The organism is Legionella sp., from assembly GCF_047605385.1.
In the GTDB taxonomy this organism is placed as follows: domain Bacteria; phylum Pseudomonadota; class Gammaproteobacteria; order Legionellales; family Legionellaceae; genus Legionella.
The window spans coordinates 1-14,894 of record NZ_JASGFU010000005.1; the positions used below are offsets into that span (position 1 = coordinate 1).

The window sequence follows — 14,894 nt, forward strand, 5'->3', positions numbered from 1 at the left end:
TCCCCCTCACCCTTGATCCCTCTCCCCCACGCTGCGCGCGGTGGAGAGGGGAAGCTGGTGAGCTCAATTAAATACCTGGGGAGTTACTATAATTTAAAGGCAAAAAATCGGTTGTGTCGCAAAAATCTGACTTAATTGATAAAGTTATTGATTTGAGAATAGTGATTTAGGCGGTCCAAAAACTCTCTTTTATCTTTTGAATTTCCCACAACCTCAAAAACGAGGAGTTATTTACTCTACATTTCGTTCATAAATTTCATATCTATATTGCGAATCAGGATTAGGACTTAAATATGATTGCTTTAATTGATAATTACTCTGTTTTGCAAGCAAATCCTTTAAACATAAATCACTTGGAGTATAAATCTCCTTTGTGCGCTGAATAAGAGAAGTAAGAATAATCACCTCTGGGTGCATTGGCATAATTTCATGACAAAAACGGGTATAACGCTGATATGCTGGATAATGCGCCATGGCTAAATTATTCAAGCAGTACGAATCAATAAAATTCAAACTACTAAGATAGGGGATCATCCCGCTGTCAGCAAGCACTACTCGACTTCCTGGAGAAGCATGGGTATTTAACCAATTCACTACGTGTTGACGCAATTGTTCTCCTTGCACCGGACTTTCACTGAAATAACGATAATCAGCTAAAGTCATTTTGGGAATAAAGAAAAAAGAAGCCCAGATAAAAAGAAAACAAAGCAATACATTTAAAAACTGATCTCTACTTTTTAGGAGTGCATAAGCCAATATTCTCATGCCTTGCAACGCCAGAGGGAGAAGCAGAGCAAATGCGGGTAAAAATAAACGATTATAAAAAGCTACTATTGGATCTGAATCCGCCAGCATCAATAAATATAATAGACTTGGCAGCCACAAAAAATAATAACGCTTATCTTGAGCCTTAATACAAGCAGGAATAGAAAAAAGAAGCCAAGGCAAACTTAAATACAAATAGTTAAGATCTAAAGATAAGGTAAATGTTTCATTCAACCCTTTGCAATAAACTGAATTAGGAAAAAGATAACCAAAATAATAAAGGCGCCAAAGAAAATAAGGTAGAAAAAAAAGACCAATAGTTACACAAAAAAACAATGTTCCTTGCCAATATTGTTTACACGCTACCTGTGGTCTATCCAAGCAAATTAAGATAAAAAAAAGCATCATTAACACCGGTGCCTCTGGCCTGGTCATTCCTGCAACCGCCATTGTAAGCCCTGCGGCAATAAAATAGGTGGTTTTTGCATTGTTTCGAACCTGTGGTGCTAATTGGTATCCCATACCTCGAAAACAATAATATACTGAAGCACAAATCAATGCCTCATACATTGTAGTTTCCAAACCACTAGCCGTCCAAACAATTTGTCCTTTATAAAGAAGTAAGCTCAAGCAAGGCAATAAGGACAGACGCTTATTAAACCAAAACCGGCTAATTAAATAAACAAAATAACAGGTAAAAAATAATCCAATAACTCCAGCACTTTTCAAAACAAAAACTGGATCCATATTAAATATTATGGCTAGAGCACTCAATACGACAAAACTAAAATTCGAATACCCTTCAACAGGTGGTTCATGAATATTCCATACTAATCCATAACCAGCCGCCCAATTCTTGGCGTAACGCAAAGAAATATACATATCATCAATGGTAAACGGCCAAATTGCTTGCATTTGCAAAATAAATAAATAGATAAATAGCACAACAAAAATGCTATCATACCACCGTAATCTACAAGTCATCGTGCTAATGCCATAAAGGTTAAGACGACGAAACACCAAAGATTAATCCGTGATAACCGATCATTTAAAAACACAATAACAGGATCATCATTATCAATGTTTTGTGTTGCTAACCAACCAAAACGCCAAAGAGCAATAGCCGCAAAGGGTATAGTGAGCATGAAATAAAATGATTCATCGCGAGCATAGGCAATATAAAAAATATAAGTTATAAAAGTTGCAACCCCCGTGATGATAATTAAGCCATGCAACAGAGCAGGATGATATTTTTTAAGCACTTGGCGCGTAGAATTTTTTAGTCCCAAACGCATCTCTAGACGGCGTTTATTCAAGGCAATAAATAAGCTCAATAATGTTGCAGCAATGGCCAGCCATTTGGAAATAGGCAAACCAATACCTACAGTTCCTGCCAAAACACGCAACATAAATCCAACGGCAATACAAAGCACATCACAAATAGGAATCAGTTTTAAAACATGGTTATAGGCAATATTAACTACCAAATAAAGACATAAAATAAGCGCTAATTTTTTTGAAACCAACCATCCCACTGTTAACCCCGCAATCAGTAATAAAAATAACATCACCACTGCTTCGGCGACGCTTATTTTTTCACTAGCTAAAGGTCGATACTGCTTATGGGGATGCAAACTATCCTCAGTGCGGTCTTCAATATCGTTATAGATATATACCGCACTTGAAATAAGACAAAATGCTAAAGAAGCCCATAAAGCAGGAATAAAATATCCAGGTACTGGAGTATAACAAAAACCCAGCATAACAAAGACTGCCTTTGCCCAATGAGGAATACGCAAAAGCATAATTAAATGATGCAGCCGTTCTATGAAACTCACATTTTTTATATCATCTGTCAATTGAATCACCTTCTCTTTTACACCTACTGATCATAGTCCAGCCTATATCAGGTTAAAAGTAACATAATCATAAAAAAAAGCATCATTTCAGCAGGTTAATTGACAAATAAAATAAATTTCCTAAAGATGAATTATGCAAGTACTTAGAAATTATTTCTTTAGAAAATACCTTAATTAAAAATCCAAGTACTCAAATGGCTCTTATCATCAAAGAGTTCTCTGAGGAAAAATGCATAAAAAAAACCACCTCATTAACTATTGAAGAACTAGATGTGGAAGAAGAATCAAATCACCATTTGAATAGAATTACTTAACTCAATTACATCATTGTGAATACGGTGCACACCGTATTCACAATAAAATTAAGGACGCTCATCTACTTTACGTTGGCTAGGCATGAAATCTTTTCTATTTAGCCCCATCGCTACAGCTAAAGCCCCTGCCACATAAATAGAAGAGTAGGTACCAATGATAATCCCGATGATTAAAGCAAGAGAAAATCCACGAATAGTTTCTCCGCCATAAATAAACAACGCTACAACCACAAACAAGGTTAATAAAGAGGTCATAATTGTTCGAGATAAGGTTTGGTTAATTGAGATATTCATAATTTCAATGGGCGTACCACGACGGATTTTAATAAAATTCTCACGTACCCTATCAAAAACAACAATCGTGTCGTTTAATGAATACCCAATAACCGCGAGCAACCCTGCCAAGGCTTTAAGATCAAATTCAATGCCCAGAAAAGCAAAAATTCCTAAAATCAACACTGGGTCATGAATTAATGCAACTGCTGAACTCACTGCGAGCCGATACTCAAAGCGCATGGCAATGTAAATCATCGTTGCCAATAAAGAAACTACTACAGCCAAAGCTCCTTTTGTCGCCAATTCTTGACCTACTTGCGGTCCGACAAAGTCAACTCGCTGTTTTACCGCTCCAGGTAAAGCACTCATGACATGATCAACTAATTGTGTTTGTTCTTGATCTTGCCTGGGAGCAATACTGATTAATACATCTCTTGAAGTACCATAACTAACTACTTGTGCTTCTTTAAATCCAGCTTTACTTAAATCTTCCCTGATTCTCGATAAGTCAACCGCTTGTGGGTAAGATACTTCAATCTGTGTTCCGCCAGTAAAATCCAGACCCCATTTTAAACCATGGATCAACAACGCAGCCATTGAGGCCACAAAAATAAATATGGAAAATAGTGCCGTCCAACGACGAGCACCCATGAAGTCCACTTTTGAATTTGGATTAAAAAATTCCATCTGAGCCTCGTCTTAAATACCTATAGATAATTTCTTCACTGCACGACCACCATAGTACCAATTAACAATAGCGCGAGTGAATGTAATACCAGTGAGCATGGAAGTTAACAAACCTAACGATAAGGTTACTGCGAATCCACGCACAGGCCCTGTACCAACTGCAAATAAAATGATCGCAACAATTAGAGTTGTCACATTCGCATCAATAATGGTCGCAAACGCACGCTCGTAACCAGCATAAATTGCTGCTTGCGGTGATAAACCATGACGCAACTCCTCGCGGATACGCTCATAAATCAAGACGTTAGCATCAACTGCCATACCAACGGTTAATACAATACCGGCAATACCAGGTAACGTCAGCGTTGCATCAATCATTGATAAAAGCGCACACAATAAAATTAAATTAAGTATCAAGGCAATATCAGCAATTAATCCAAAGAAACGATAATAAATCAACATCAGGATTAAAATTAACCCCATTCCTACAGCTAAAGAAACAATCCCTCTGTGGATGTTTTCTTTACCTAAGGTAGGCCCTACTGTACGTTCTTCAACGGGATAAATAGCAGCAGGTAATGCCCCAGCTCTTAATAATAAAGCTAAGTTACTGGCTTCTTTACTATCTGCTAAGCCGGTAATTTGAAAATTATTACCTAAGGCATTTTGAATTACTGGAGCACTAATCACCCGTTCCTCTTTATGAGTGACACGCGTTTCAACACCATTAATAGTTTGCACGGTATTTTTGGTTTCCACATAAACTATGGCCATGCGCTTTCCAATATTATCGCGTGTTACCTTAGTAAATAAGCTTTCACCACCTCCACCTAATTGGATTTGTACCGCAGGAGTCGCTGTTTGTTGATCAAAACTGGATACTGCAGAAGTGATTGAGTCACCGCTTAAAACCACTTGGCGTTTTAACAAGATAGGATGCCCATCCATCATAAACAGCTTATCGCTTACAGGCACTGAACCGGTTTGCTTCGCAATTTGCGGATCATTATCTTGATCAACCAAATAAAACTGCAATGTTGCTGTACCACCAAGAATTTGTTTAGCGCGAGCCGCATCTTGGATACCAGGTAAGTCAACTGCTACGCGAGTTGCGCCCTGCTGTTGCACTATAGCCTCACCCACACCAAGTTCGTTGACGCGATTACGTAAGATACTCATTGTTTGTTCAATGGTATTTTGACGCATGGTGTTTAGTTCAGCAGGTGTAATGGATGCAACAAGTTCATTATCTGCCTTACTTTTCACAAACAATACATCCGGCATTTTTTCTCGTAATCCCATTAAGGCATTTTCCATAGATTCTGGATCACGGAAACGTAAATTAACACCTTTGTCTGCAATGTACCGAATACCTGAATAGCGAATCCCAATTTCCCGTAGAGACTGGCGAATATTTCTCATAATCCCTTCATAACGGCGATTAATCACACTATCAACATCAACTTCAAGTAGGAAGTGTACACCTCCTCGTAAGTCCAAACCTTGTTTCATTGGTTCAGCACGAATAGAACGTAGCCATTGAGGTGTGGATGGTGCTAAATTTAAAGCAACCGTATATTGATTACCTAAACTATTTTTAATGGCATCACGTGCTAATAATTGAGTATCGGTAGATGCAAAGACTACTTCTAAACCATTGTCCTGAGCAGAAATCGACTGATAAGGGAATTTTTCTTTTTCTAGTAGGGCTTCCACCTGACTTTTCAACTCATCATAATCTACTGGTGTTTCCGCACTGATTTGTACTACAGGATTTTCCGTGTACAAATTAGGTAATGCGTAAACAAATCCAATAACTGCAATGACAATCAGCATCAGGTTTTTCCATAGAGGATATTTATTTTGCATATTTCCGTGTCCCTATGACTGACTTAAAGAGATTTGATGGTGCCTTTAGGCAATATGCTGATCACAGCGCTTTTTTGCAAAGAAATTTCCACCCCTTCGGCAATACTTACTTTAATGTACTGTTCATCAACATTAACTACTTTAGCTAACATACCACCAGAAGTAATTATTTCATCCCTTTTCTTTAAACGATTTATTAATTCACGATGCTCTTTTGCTTTCTTATTTTGTGGTCTAATCAACATAAAATAGAACAATATAAAGATAGCAGGGATCATAATGAGCTGATAAAAAGTTCCATCGGCTTGAGGGGCTGCCGTTGTGCCCACTGCAGCTAAAGCATCACTAATAAAAAAACTCATAATATCTCCTAAAGACAACTATTAAATTTATCGCGTGACATCATATAGGGAATTGATTCGAAGGTAAATGAATCCAGGAGCCTAAATTTTAAATGACCAGGGTTTTGTTCACATTAACCCTAAAAGTTGTCGTGTTGCATCTTGAGGATCATCAGCTTCCGTAATTGCAGAAATCAGTGCCACTCCACTTACCCCAGTAGCCACAACTTCCGGCGCGCGTGCTATACTGATACCGCCTATTGCCACTAAAGGATAATTTAAGGTACGTATCCATCGTGCTAACATGTCTATACCTTGCGGCCTAAAAACCAATTCTTTACTCGTAGTCGGATAAATAGGCCCAATTGCCATATAAGAAGGACAAATAGCATGCGCCATGGCAACCTCATGATAGCAATACGTGCTAACTCCAAGTAATAACCCCTGCTGACGAATTGCTTCGAGATCTGCATTATCTAAATCTGATTGCCCCAAATGAACTGCCTCAGCTCCTAACTTTAAGGCCAGCTCCCAATAATCATTAATAAATAGAGTAGCGCGATATTGTTTCGCCAAGGCAATACTGCACTTTATTTCTTCTTCTAAAGTAGGTATACACTCTTTAATACGCAACTGGATGGTTTTCACTCCTGATTTTAATAAAGTTTCTACCCATTGAGCACTATCTACTACTGGATATAATCCTAAATAATGTGAGCGTTTAAATGCTTGTGGAGTAACAAATAAAGGTTTTGAGGCTAGATAAGGTAAATCAATTTGATGCTCGGGAAATCCACCATAATAAAGGGTGGTTGTCGCCAAGCGTATGGCTTGATGTACATACATTTTAGCAATCACTACTGCATCTTCGGTAGGATACCCCAAAACCAAGGCAGCAGTAATAGCGCTGGAATAGACCGTTCCTGCTTCAGAGTATTGAGCATCGGGATAACGCTTTTGGCTTAACCAAAAAGAAAGCGAACCATTACTCCAATAATCATGAATCCATTGTGGCTCATGCATTTGACTACCTTTGAGCAAAACACTTTTTACCCCTAAATTTAATAACTCTGCAGCTGCCTTCTCCATTGCTTCATGAGAATTGACCGCATAATGCAAAATTGCTTCTGCTTCATGGATATTCAACACCAGCACATCCACTTGCGATAATAAATGATTGATTGCTCGTGGCAGATAAGAAATGTCAACTACTAAATGTCCTGAATAGTTTTTTAACAAGTCCAGAATATAATTAATGTCTTGAATGGATTGCCAAGAGCCAATTTTAACTGCATCTGCAGTTTTATCTGCAAGTACTAAATTTACTCCTAATCCTTGTAGTGTTTGTTGGTCTGCTTCGGTTTCGGCAATAACCCATACCGTATTCATTAGAATACCTCTTGATGCAAAAATAATGTGTCAATTTAAGTAATTTCTGGTAAACATTAGTGCAGCATTTCCAGGAGATAAGAATTTAATAAAATTGCTCCTTAGTCTATCAGCCAAGCAAATATAAATGACCAAAAGATAAATATATTAGACAAATTGTTTGTTTAATGTAATAATTAAAAATTTTACATAGGCGTTAAAATGACCATTAATCCGCAGCAACTTAGTCAAATTTTAAACTATATCACTCAATTTGCAAATGCTAATCAAGAAATTAGAATTACCTTAGAAAATGTACACTTTAATATAAGAACAACCGGAGGTACCCTAGATGATTATAATTATAAAGAACCTACTCTTACAGATCTACAAAAATTACAAATCAATTCGAGTACAGGTTTGCCATTTAAAATAATCAATTTTAGGCCAGGTGACGATGGTCCGGATCTAGCCTCTATTATGTTTCAAGAAGAGAAATTTATTATCAGATTTTTTGAAAAATCTGATCCCCAAATTATCGATTTTTGTGCACAACTGAATCAAATCATAGGTAAACCACAAAATTATGAGATAATGCAGCAAGAAGAAAATAAATATCAAGAAGAACTAATTAGAGCGAAAGAAGCAGTATCTAAGATTCCATCTGAAAATTTCAAAAAATCACTAAATCAGGTTGAAAAACTAAAAAAAGAAAAAAACACTCCTGTTACCGATCTTATAGAAGCTTTGCAAGACATATATGCCGATGCGCGAATCCAAGCCAGGACGCGTCAAGGAATAAAATTTTTTAGCATACAAGAAAATACGGCGGCAGAGCCAGTTACAGCTGGTAGTTATTGCATTTTATCCTAAATTCCGTAAATACCCTGCAGCACCAATGTTATGAATCCTCTTAAGGCACATTATCCCGAACCAAGTAGCCTGGACGCTTGATTTGAAAATGTGCCACAAAGCATCCTCAGAATACAAGGATTCATACTTTATTCTACACAACAAGCGATAGGTTGCAAATCGGAATGAGGCTTAGTGGGTAAATATTGATTGGTATAACAATCATTCACCGCAAAAAACTCATCAATTACTCCTAAATGTCGACCATATCGCCCTACTTTGTTCCAATCACGCTCTACATTCAACAACGTACGTGAAAAAAATGGCAATGTACGTATAAAAATTGCATGATAGAGTTCGGAACGTAATTGCGGTTTCATTTGACATAAAAGCTCATGGGCTTGCTCGGGGTATTCCGTAGTAAATGCTGCGCCTCGCTGAGTTGCATTAAGAAAACCTTTCAGCACATCAGGTTTTTCTAACATACGCGCTGGCACAATAAATTGAATGGAGCAAAAACAACAACAACCCAAACCAGCTAATTGATCCAAACGTAAAAAAACCGTTTCACCGCGTAAATGCTCTAGCTCCACACGTTGAAAATTGATAAAACCAATTCCCGTATCAATAATGCCACAACAAATAGCATCAGTCACATTCATCCCAATGCGTACGGTTTCATAACTATTAGGATCCATGCCGGCTAATTTTGCCAAATCATTAATAATAATGTTGCCGAACTCACCAATATAACCGACTCGCTTGCCTACAATATCTTTAAACGAATTAATACCGCTGGATTTTAGAGCAATAAGGCCCGTTGGCGGCTCATCTAATAAAGTACCGATTGACGTAATGGGATAACCTTTTGCCCGTGCTGCTACAGTATGAATCATTGCTTTTACACCAAAATCAACATAGCCTAAGCCGACAATTTCTGTAACATCGCTGGGATCTGTAGGTTCTAAAATTGCAAGTTTAATTCCCTCTTCTTGATAATATCCTAAAGATTGGGCTACATAAATCGGGGTATGGTAAGGATTAGCATACCAATTTAATAACAGGGTTGTACGTGAAGAAAGTTCACTTTTGCTCATTGCCATTGCTCCTTAATTAAGAAAAAGAAGATGGCAAGGGTGTGTTCTTGCAGAGAACTAAAGAAATCAGATCCAAAGAAAATCAATATCTTGGCTTCTTTAGATTGAAAGGCGTTCTTACGCTGGTATGAACCAGATCAAGTTCAACGGGTATTTCTCAGCCGTTATTTACGACACCCCGCGCCATCTAATTGATGCTAATCCTAACGTGTTCTCTGAAAAGTGTCAAACTTGAACTTAGGAGCGTAATGTTGCAAGCAATCGACCTGGATGCTCTAATAAATTAATTGCATCAAAGATATTAGCAACCAAGATATCTGCTTCTTTAAGTGCATGAACAGAAGCACCTTCAGTACCTAAAATCAGAATGCCAATCGCGGTGTCATGCATAATTTGTCGATCGTTACGACCATTACCAATAGCAATGGTATTTTTAGCATTTAATTGCTGCAAATACTGTTGTTTCGCCAAACCCTGCTCTAGTGATGGAACGATATGCACTGTACAAGGAATACCAGTTAACTCTTTTTTGGCCGTTCCCAGACTATCACCAGTCACCACATGAATTTTTAGCTTTCGCGCCAGAGTGGTTAATAATTTATCAACTCCAGCAATTAAAATGCCATCAACCGCCAAAGTACCGTTGTAATCAAAAATCACATCGGTAATGGTTAAATCAGCAAATCCTGAGATGCTTACATTAATCATCGATAATCCTTTATCAGAGAATCTAATGTAATAAGTTTAACACTTTTTAACTAGGGCGTGTCATCAATTAATAAAATTTCCCCTCTCCACTGCGCGAAGCGTGGGGGAGAGGCTAGGGTGAGGGGGAGGTTAAACTGTCGCGAAGCGACTCCTCATTGTTATTAGACAATCAAAGAGACTTGCTTTTGTTAAAAAATAAATTATCCTGATTTATTTTTAGGTCAAAGGTTAGCAAGGATGCGTAGATACGGTCTGAGAAATGATCAGTGGGAGCGAATCGCAAATATTCTTCCTGGTCGAAAAGAGTCAGTTGGCGTTACAGCTAAAGATAATCGCCTGTTTGTAGAGGCTGTTTTATACCGATATAGAGCAGGAATTGCGAGGCATTTATCAGGGTGCTTTGATTCATACTCGTCACACACGCTGGTGTAAATAAGAATGAAGAGTCGCTTCGCGACAGTTTAACCCCTCCTCACCCTACCCTCTCCCCCACGCTTCGCGCAGTGGAGAGGGGAAATTTTATTAATTGATGACACGCCCTAAATCGCCATCCAAAATAAGTTATGCTGAATTAAAAAGCGTTGGCAAAGTAATGGCGTATTTTGCAATAGATGATAAAAATAGGCTTTGGTAAATTTTTGTATACATGAAGGACAAACACAGTCTGTATCAATAATTTCAAACTGCATTTCGGTCACCTTATCAGTTAAATCAACCATCCCCAGTTGGCTATATACTTGTCCATGCAGAGCCGCTTTTGCTGGTTCGTCTGACTCAATCAGCTTGATTCCTTGAGAGCGTAACTGGTGAATAAGAGATTCATCAAGTGCTCCCATAACATAACGTGGCAAATGCGACCATTGCTCCAGTTGTGCACGCATCGTTTCATCAAAATAAACACCATGTTCATAAGGAATCATTTGCTGTGATAAATCATCTGCATGCATAAAAGGAAAAGTAGAAGACTGCCAATCCTCCCACATCTGAGGATAATCTTGATAAATATTTTTTGGCAACAGCACCATCTCAGGATTCAAATGATGAATCAAAACCAGAAGCTCTTGGGCGCTTAACTTGGTCTTAGAACCGTCATAAGGTGATTTTAGGTGATAGACTCCTTCTCTATTTGCTTTTAAAGAGGCTGCATTTAGAATTAAAGTCTTAGACCAACCCACATAATGCGCTAAACTTACAATTTTTTGCAGTACCTTATACCCTGGCTTATGCAATAAAAACTCCAGAGAATAAGAAAGAGCATCAACTTTTGCCTCTTGCCAATTTTCTGTAGTCAAACATAAGCCTGCTTCTGAAGTAGCAACGGATATTATATTTTGTCCTGCATGCATTCACTGTCCTCCATTAAAGCAGTAAGCTTGTGTCACCATAACTAAAAAATCGGTATTTCTTCTCTATCGCTTCCTGATACAGCATCATTGCTTCTTTATGCCCTATAAAAGCAGAAACGAGCATCAGTAGAGTTGATTCTGGTAAATGAAAATTCGTTATTAAACCGTCACAGATTTTAAATTGATAACCTGGATAAATAAAAATATCGGTATCACGACTGCAAGGAATTAAACCCTCATCTTGGGTTGCACTTTCAAGACTACGAAGTGCTGTAGTACCTACAGCAATCACCCGGTGACCAGCAGCTTTTGTTGCATGTACCGCTGCACATAATTCAGCACTAATAGTAAACTGCTCACGATGCATTTTATGATCTTTAATATCGTCACAACGCACTGGCCTAAACGTTCCCGCACCCACATGCAAAGTAACATAGGCAACCTGGACACCGCGTGTGCTTAAACTGGATAATACTGCATCATCAAAATGCAAACCTGCAGTGGGAGCCGCAACAGAACCTTCAAATTTTGCATAGACAGTTTGATAACGATCCTCATCCATATACTCATCACTACGAGTGATGTAGGGAGGCAAGGGAATATGCCCTACTCCATGCAACAGCGCTAAAACATCAATGCTGGATTTGCATATAAATAAATCTTCATCACGATCAATAATTTCAAGCTGTTTGTTTTGTTCCAAATAAATTAAAGCACCTGCCTTTAACGCCTTGCTGGCTTTAATATGGGCAAGAAAAGTAAATTCACCAGTAATTCGCTCGACCAATAACTCCACTTTACCACCTGTTGCTTTATAGCCATAAAGCCGTGCCGGAATTACTTTAGAATCATTCATTACCAATAAATCGCCTGGATTTAGGAAATCAGCAATTTCTCTAAATTGGTGATGACCATATTTTTTAGTATAGCGATTATAGGTCAACAAACGCGAATCACTACGATTTGCTAAAGGATATTGAGCAATCAACTCAGGAGACAAATCGAAGTAAAAGTCCTGCTTATTCATAACGCAACCTGAAAATAAATTGACGGCATTATACACAAAATATCAAAGGGAGTGTAGCACCGAAGGTTTAACTATAAGGCAAGTAAAAGAAGGGCGCTAATAATAAAGATAATCAGACTGGTGATATTAGGATATTGATACCCTTTATAACTTTTTCGCCGTACATAGTGAACAATCACTATCACGGGCAATACGGAAACACACCATAAGAGGATAACTAATGCAACTTCTTCAGCATACAGAGTAAAAGGCATAAAATTACCTATATAATGCAAAGCAACTTGCAAAAGCTCACGGTAATAATAAACTCCCCATAATATCCAATAATCAAAAGCATAAATAAACCAGGAGCCAATTAATAAAGGTAAGAATAAAGCGACTCCTTTAATCGCAAAAAATTTCTTAAACGCCTTACCAAACTCTTGTGAAAAGAAAACGACAATAGAAGCGAATATAATCACTAGAGTTAACGTGAATAACATGTACTTATTCCTTTTAATAATCTACACAAACTACATCCGTTCCTCTAAAGATTCCCAACGTGCGTACAATTCAATTAATAAAGCTTCATCTGCAGCAAGGCCCTGATTGATTTTTGCAATGGTATTAGCATCTTGTTGGTAAAATTTTGATTCTGCCATTTGTTGTTGTACCCCAGAAATCTTTTTTTCTAATTGTTCAATTTTTTGAGGTAATTGCATCAATTCTCGTTGCTCATTAAAGCTTAACTTACTCGATAAGGAAGAGCGCTTAACTACCGATGTGCTTTTTTCACTGACTTCACGTTCACGCTTTTGTTGTTGTTTTTGATGTACCTTATAATCATCATACCCACCAACAAACTCGCTAAATTTTCCTACATCTTCATAAACCAAAACACTGGTCACAACTTGATTAATAAATTCCCGATCATGGCTAATCAGAATTAAAGTGCCAGGATATTCGACTAACATTTCTTCTAATAATTCTAAAGTTTCGATATCTAAATCATTAGTAGGCTCATCCATCACCAAGAAATTAACAGGCTTGGCAAATAATTTGGCGAGTAATAATCGATTGCGCTCTCCACCTGATAACACAGAAACTGGTTGGTTAAAACGATCAGGCGTAAATAAAAAATCTTTCAAATAACTGGCTACATGCTTTTGCTTGCCATTAATAGACACATAATCAGCACCATCACCGATATTATACATCACTGTTTTATCTTCATGTAATTGCCGACGTAATTGATCAAAATAGGCAACACTTAATGAAGTACCTTGTTTGATTTCACCAGAATCAGTTTGAAGTTCTCCCAGCAATAGACGAACCAAAGTGGTTTTACCACAGCCATTGGGACCAATAATGCCTAATTTATCACCACGCATTAGTAATAAAGAAAAATCGTGCAGTAATTTTCTTTGCCCTAGTGAATAATTAACCTTATTGGCTTCAATAACCACGGCACCGGAGCGATTGACGTCCAAAGAGATCTCTTTCACTTTACCTATTTGATTACGGCGTGCTTTATGTTCTTCACGCATGGCTTTTAATGCACGAACCCGTCCTTCATTACGAGTACGTCTGGCTTTAATTCCAGTGCGAATCCATACTTCTTCTTCAGCAAGCTTTTTATCAAATAAATCATTTTGTTTTTGCTCACTAAGACGAATAGTTTCACGACGCTCTAAATAAGTTTTGTAATCACAATCGTGTTGATAAAGCTTCCCTCTATCAATTTCAACAATACGATTAGCTACTTGTCCCAAAAATTCGCGATCGTGAGTAACCAACAATACTGAGCCTTTAAAGTTTTTTAAATAAGCTTCCAACCATTCAATAGCTTCAATATCTAAATGGTTTGTTGGTTCGTCTAATAATAACAAATCAGGTGAAACAATGAGCGCTGCAGCCAAGAGTACTCGCCGCTTCATGCCTCCCGATAAATTATACATGCGCTCATTAGCACTGACTCCCAAGCGAGTAGCCATAGTTTCAATGAGTGGCAACTTATCCCAAGCATGCAAACTGTCCATTTTTTGCTGGCAAATTGCTAATTTATCCATATCTCCTTTTTGCGATAGTTCGTTAAATTGCGTTAAAACTTCACCAACTTCACCTAAGCCTTTTACTAGAAAATGATAAACAGAATCATCAGCAGAAACAGGAACCTCCTGAGTTAAACCCGCTACTTTTAATCCAGACAAACAATTAATTTGACCGCTATCAGGAACAATATCTCCTTGCAATAGCTTTAAGAGCGTTGATTTTCCAGCTCCATTGCGACCTACAAGCGCAATGCGATCGTGAGGTTGGACTTGCCAGTTGACTTTATCTAACAGTTGATTACCAGCGATATTTAAACTTAAATCGTGAAGGGAAACAATACTCATGCATTAACTC

The 14,894-nt window shown here is 37.8% G+C and carries 13 protein-coding genes, 1 pseudogene and 1 riboswitch; of the genes and pseudogenes, 2 read left to right on the forward strand and 12 right to left on the reverse strand.

Features of this window, described 5'->3' with window-relative positions:
- Positions 1-231: 231 nt before the first annotated feature.
- The 6 genes from QM652_RS02020 to thiE all read right to left on the reverse strand — a co-directional run bounded on the left by QM652_RS02020 (position 232) and on the right by thiE (position 7,500).
- The gene (locus QM652_RS02020) at positions 232-1,749 is read right to left on the reverse strand and encodes a protein LphB (protein WP_415072484.1); all 1,518 of its coding nucleotides are present in this window, start codon (positions 1,747-1,749) and stop codon (positions 232-234) included.
- Positions 1,746-2,570, reverse strand: coding sequence for a decaprenyl-phosphate phosphoribosyltransferase (locus QM652_RS02025; RefSeq protein ID WP_415072553.1), 825 nt, complete (start codon positions 2,568-2,570; stop codon positions 1,746-1,748). Before QM652_RS02025 ends, QM652_RS02020 begins: the two co-directional genes overlap by 4 nt.
- 416 nt (positions 2,571-2,986) lie before the next feature.
- Positions 2,987-3,901, reverse strand: a complete 915-nt coding sequence (gene secF, locus QM652_RS02030; protein ID WP_415072485.1) for a protein translocase subunit SecF — start codon at positions 3,899-3,901, stop codon at positions 2,987-2,989.
- Positions 3,902-3,913: 12 nt separating this feature from the next.
- Positions 3,914-5,770 carry a protein translocase subunit SecD gene (secD, locus tag QM652_RS02035; protein ID WP_415072486.1) on the reverse strand — a complete coding sequence of 619 codons (1,857 nt, stop codon included), beginning with the start codon at positions 5,768-5,770 and terminating at the stop codon, positions 3,914-3,916.
- A gap of 23 nt (positions 5,771-5,793) precedes the next feature.
- Complete coding sequence (gene yajC / locus QM652_RS02040; protein ID WP_415072487.1) at positions 5,794-6,132, reverse strand: preprotein translocase subunit YajC; 339 nt, start codon at positions 6,130-6,132, stop codon at positions 5,794-5,796.
- Between the two features lie 108 nt (positions 6,133-6,240).
- A complete protein-coding gene (thiE, locus tag QM652_RS02045) occupies positions 6,241-7,500 on the reverse strand; it encodes a thiamine phosphate synthase (protein WP_415072488.1) in 1,260 nt (419 codons plus the stop codon).
- A 201-nt stretch (positions 7,501-7,701) separates the two neighbouring features.
- Between thiE and QM652_RS02050 the strand changes: the two genes are divergently transcribed.
- Positions 7,702-8,352 carry a hypothetical protein gene (locus tag QM652_RS02050; protein WP_415072489.1) on the forward strand — a complete coding sequence of 217 codons (651 nt, stop codon included), beginning with the start codon at positions 7,702-7,704 and terminating at the stop codon, positions 8,350-8,352.
- Positions 8,353-8,480: 128 nt separating this feature from the next.
- Here QM652_RS02050 and QM652_RS02055 read toward each other — a convergent pair whose 3' ends face one another.
- Together QM652_RS02055 and QM652_RS02060 are read right to left on the reverse strand one after the other, a co-directional pair.
- The gene (locus tag QM652_RS02055; RefSeq protein ID WP_415072490.1) at positions 8,481-9,428 is read right to left on the reverse strand and encodes an ABC transporter substrate-binding protein; all 948 of its coding nucleotides are present in this window, start codon (positions 9,426-9,428) and stop codon (positions 8,481-8,483) included.
- A gap of 97 nt (positions 9,429-9,525) precedes the next feature.
- A riboswitch (TPP riboswitch) is annotated at positions 9,526-9,619 on the reverse strand.
- A 46-nt stretch (positions 9,620-9,665) separates the two neighbouring features.
- Complete coding sequence (locus QM652_RS02060) at positions 9,666-10,136, reverse strand: HAD family hydrolase (RefSeq protein WP_415072491.1); 471 nt, start codon at positions 10,134-10,136, stop codon at positions 9,666-9,668.
- A 237-nt stretch (positions 10,137-10,373) separates the two neighbouring features.
- On the opposite strand from QM652_RS02060, the pseudogene QM652_RS02065 reads away from it, so the two are divergent.
- Positions 10,374-10,514: pseudogene (locus tag QM652_RS02065) on the forward strand (transposase); the annotation flags it as partial.
- A gap of 161 nt (positions 10,515-10,675) precedes the next feature.
- Here the strand turns inward: QM652_RS02065 and QM652_RS02070 are convergent.
- The 4 genes from QM652_RS02070 to QM652_RS02085 all read right to left on the reverse strand — a co-directional run bounded on the left by QM652_RS02070 (position 10,676) and on the right by QM652_RS02085 (position 14,884).
- Positions 10,676-11,482 carry a queuine tRNA-ribosyltransferase gene (locus QM652_RS02070; protein WP_415072492.1) on the reverse strand — a complete coding sequence of 269 codons (807 nt, stop codon included), beginning with the start codon at positions 11,480-11,482 and terminating at the stop codon, positions 10,676-10,678.
- Positions 11,483-11,495: 13 nt separating this feature from the next.
- Positions 11,496-12,509, reverse strand: a complete 1,014-nt coding sequence (gene queA / locus QM652_RS02075) for a tRNA preQ1(34) S-adenosylmethionine ribosyltransferase-isomerase QueA (RefSeq protein WP_415072493.1) — start codon at positions 12,507-12,509, stop codon at positions 11,496-11,498.
- A 71-nt stretch (positions 12,510-12,580) separates the two neighbouring features.
- A complete protein-coding gene (locus QM652_RS02080) occupies positions 12,581-12,991 on the reverse strand; it encodes a hypothetical protein (RefSeq protein ID WP_415072494.1) in 411 nt (136 codons plus the stop codon).
- A 30-nt stretch (positions 12,992-13,021) separates the two neighbouring features.
- On the reverse strand, positions 13,022-14,884 hold the full coding sequence (locus QM652_RS02085; protein ID WP_415072495.1) for an ATP-binding cassette domain-containing protein: 1,863 nt from the start codon (positions 14,882-14,884) through the stop codon (positions 13,022-13,024).
- Positions 14,885-14,894: the final 10 nt, after the last annotated feature.

Excerpts from the sequence above, each read along its gene's own strand:
- QM652_RS02060 (WP_415072491.1), bottom strand. The coding sequence starts at position 10,136 with ATGATTAATGTAAGCATCTCAGGATTTGCTGATTTAACCATTACCGAT.
- QM652_RS02020 (WP_415072484.1), bottom strand. The coding sequence starts at position 1,749 with ATGACTTGTAGATTACGGTGGTATGATAGCATTTTTGTTGTGCTATTT.
- thiE (WP_415072488.1), bottom strand. The coding sequence starts at position 7,500 with ATGAATACGGTATGGGTTATTGCCGAAACCGAAGCAGACCAACAAACA.
- QM652_RS02070 (WP_415072492.1), bottom strand. The coding sequence starts at position 11,482 with ATGCATGCAGGACAAAATATAATATCCGTTGCTACTTCAGAAGCAGGC.
- secF (WP_415072485.1), bottom strand. The coding sequence starts at position 3,901 with ATGGAATTTTTTAATCCAAATTCAAAAGTGGACTTCATGGGTGCTCGT.
- QM652_RS02055 (WP_415072490.1), bottom strand. The coding sequence starts at position 9,428 with ATGAGCAAAAGTGAACTTTCTTCACGTACAACCCTGTTATTAAATTGG.
- secD (WP_415072486.1), bottom strand. The coding sequence starts at position 5,770 with ATGCAAAATAAATATCCTCTATGGAAAAACCTGATGCTGATTGTCATT.
- QM652_RS02085 (WP_415072495.1), bottom strand. The coding sequence starts at position 14,884 with ATGAGTATTGTTTCCCTTCACGATTTAAGTTTAAATATCGCTGGTAAT.
- QM652_RS02080 (WP_415072494.1), bottom strand. The coding sequence starts at position 12,991 with ATGTTATTCACGTTAACTCTAGTGATTATATTCGCTTCTATTGTCGTT.
- QM652_RS02050 (WP_415072489.1), top strand. The coding sequence starts at position 7,702 with ATGACCATTAATCCGCAGCAACTTAGTCAAATTTTAAACTATATCACT.
- queA (WP_415072493.1), bottom strand. The coding sequence starts at position 12,509 with ATGAATAAGCAGGACTTTTACTTCGATTTGTCTCCTGAGTTGATTGCT.
- yajC (WP_415072487.1), bottom strand. The coding sequence starts at position 6,132 with ATGAGTTTTTTTATTAGTGATGCTTTAGCTGCAGTGGGCACAACGGCA.
- QM652_RS02025 (WP_415072553.1), bottom strand. The coding sequence starts at position 2,570 with ATGCTTTTGCGTATTCCTCATTGGGCAAAGGCAGTCTTTGTTATGCTG.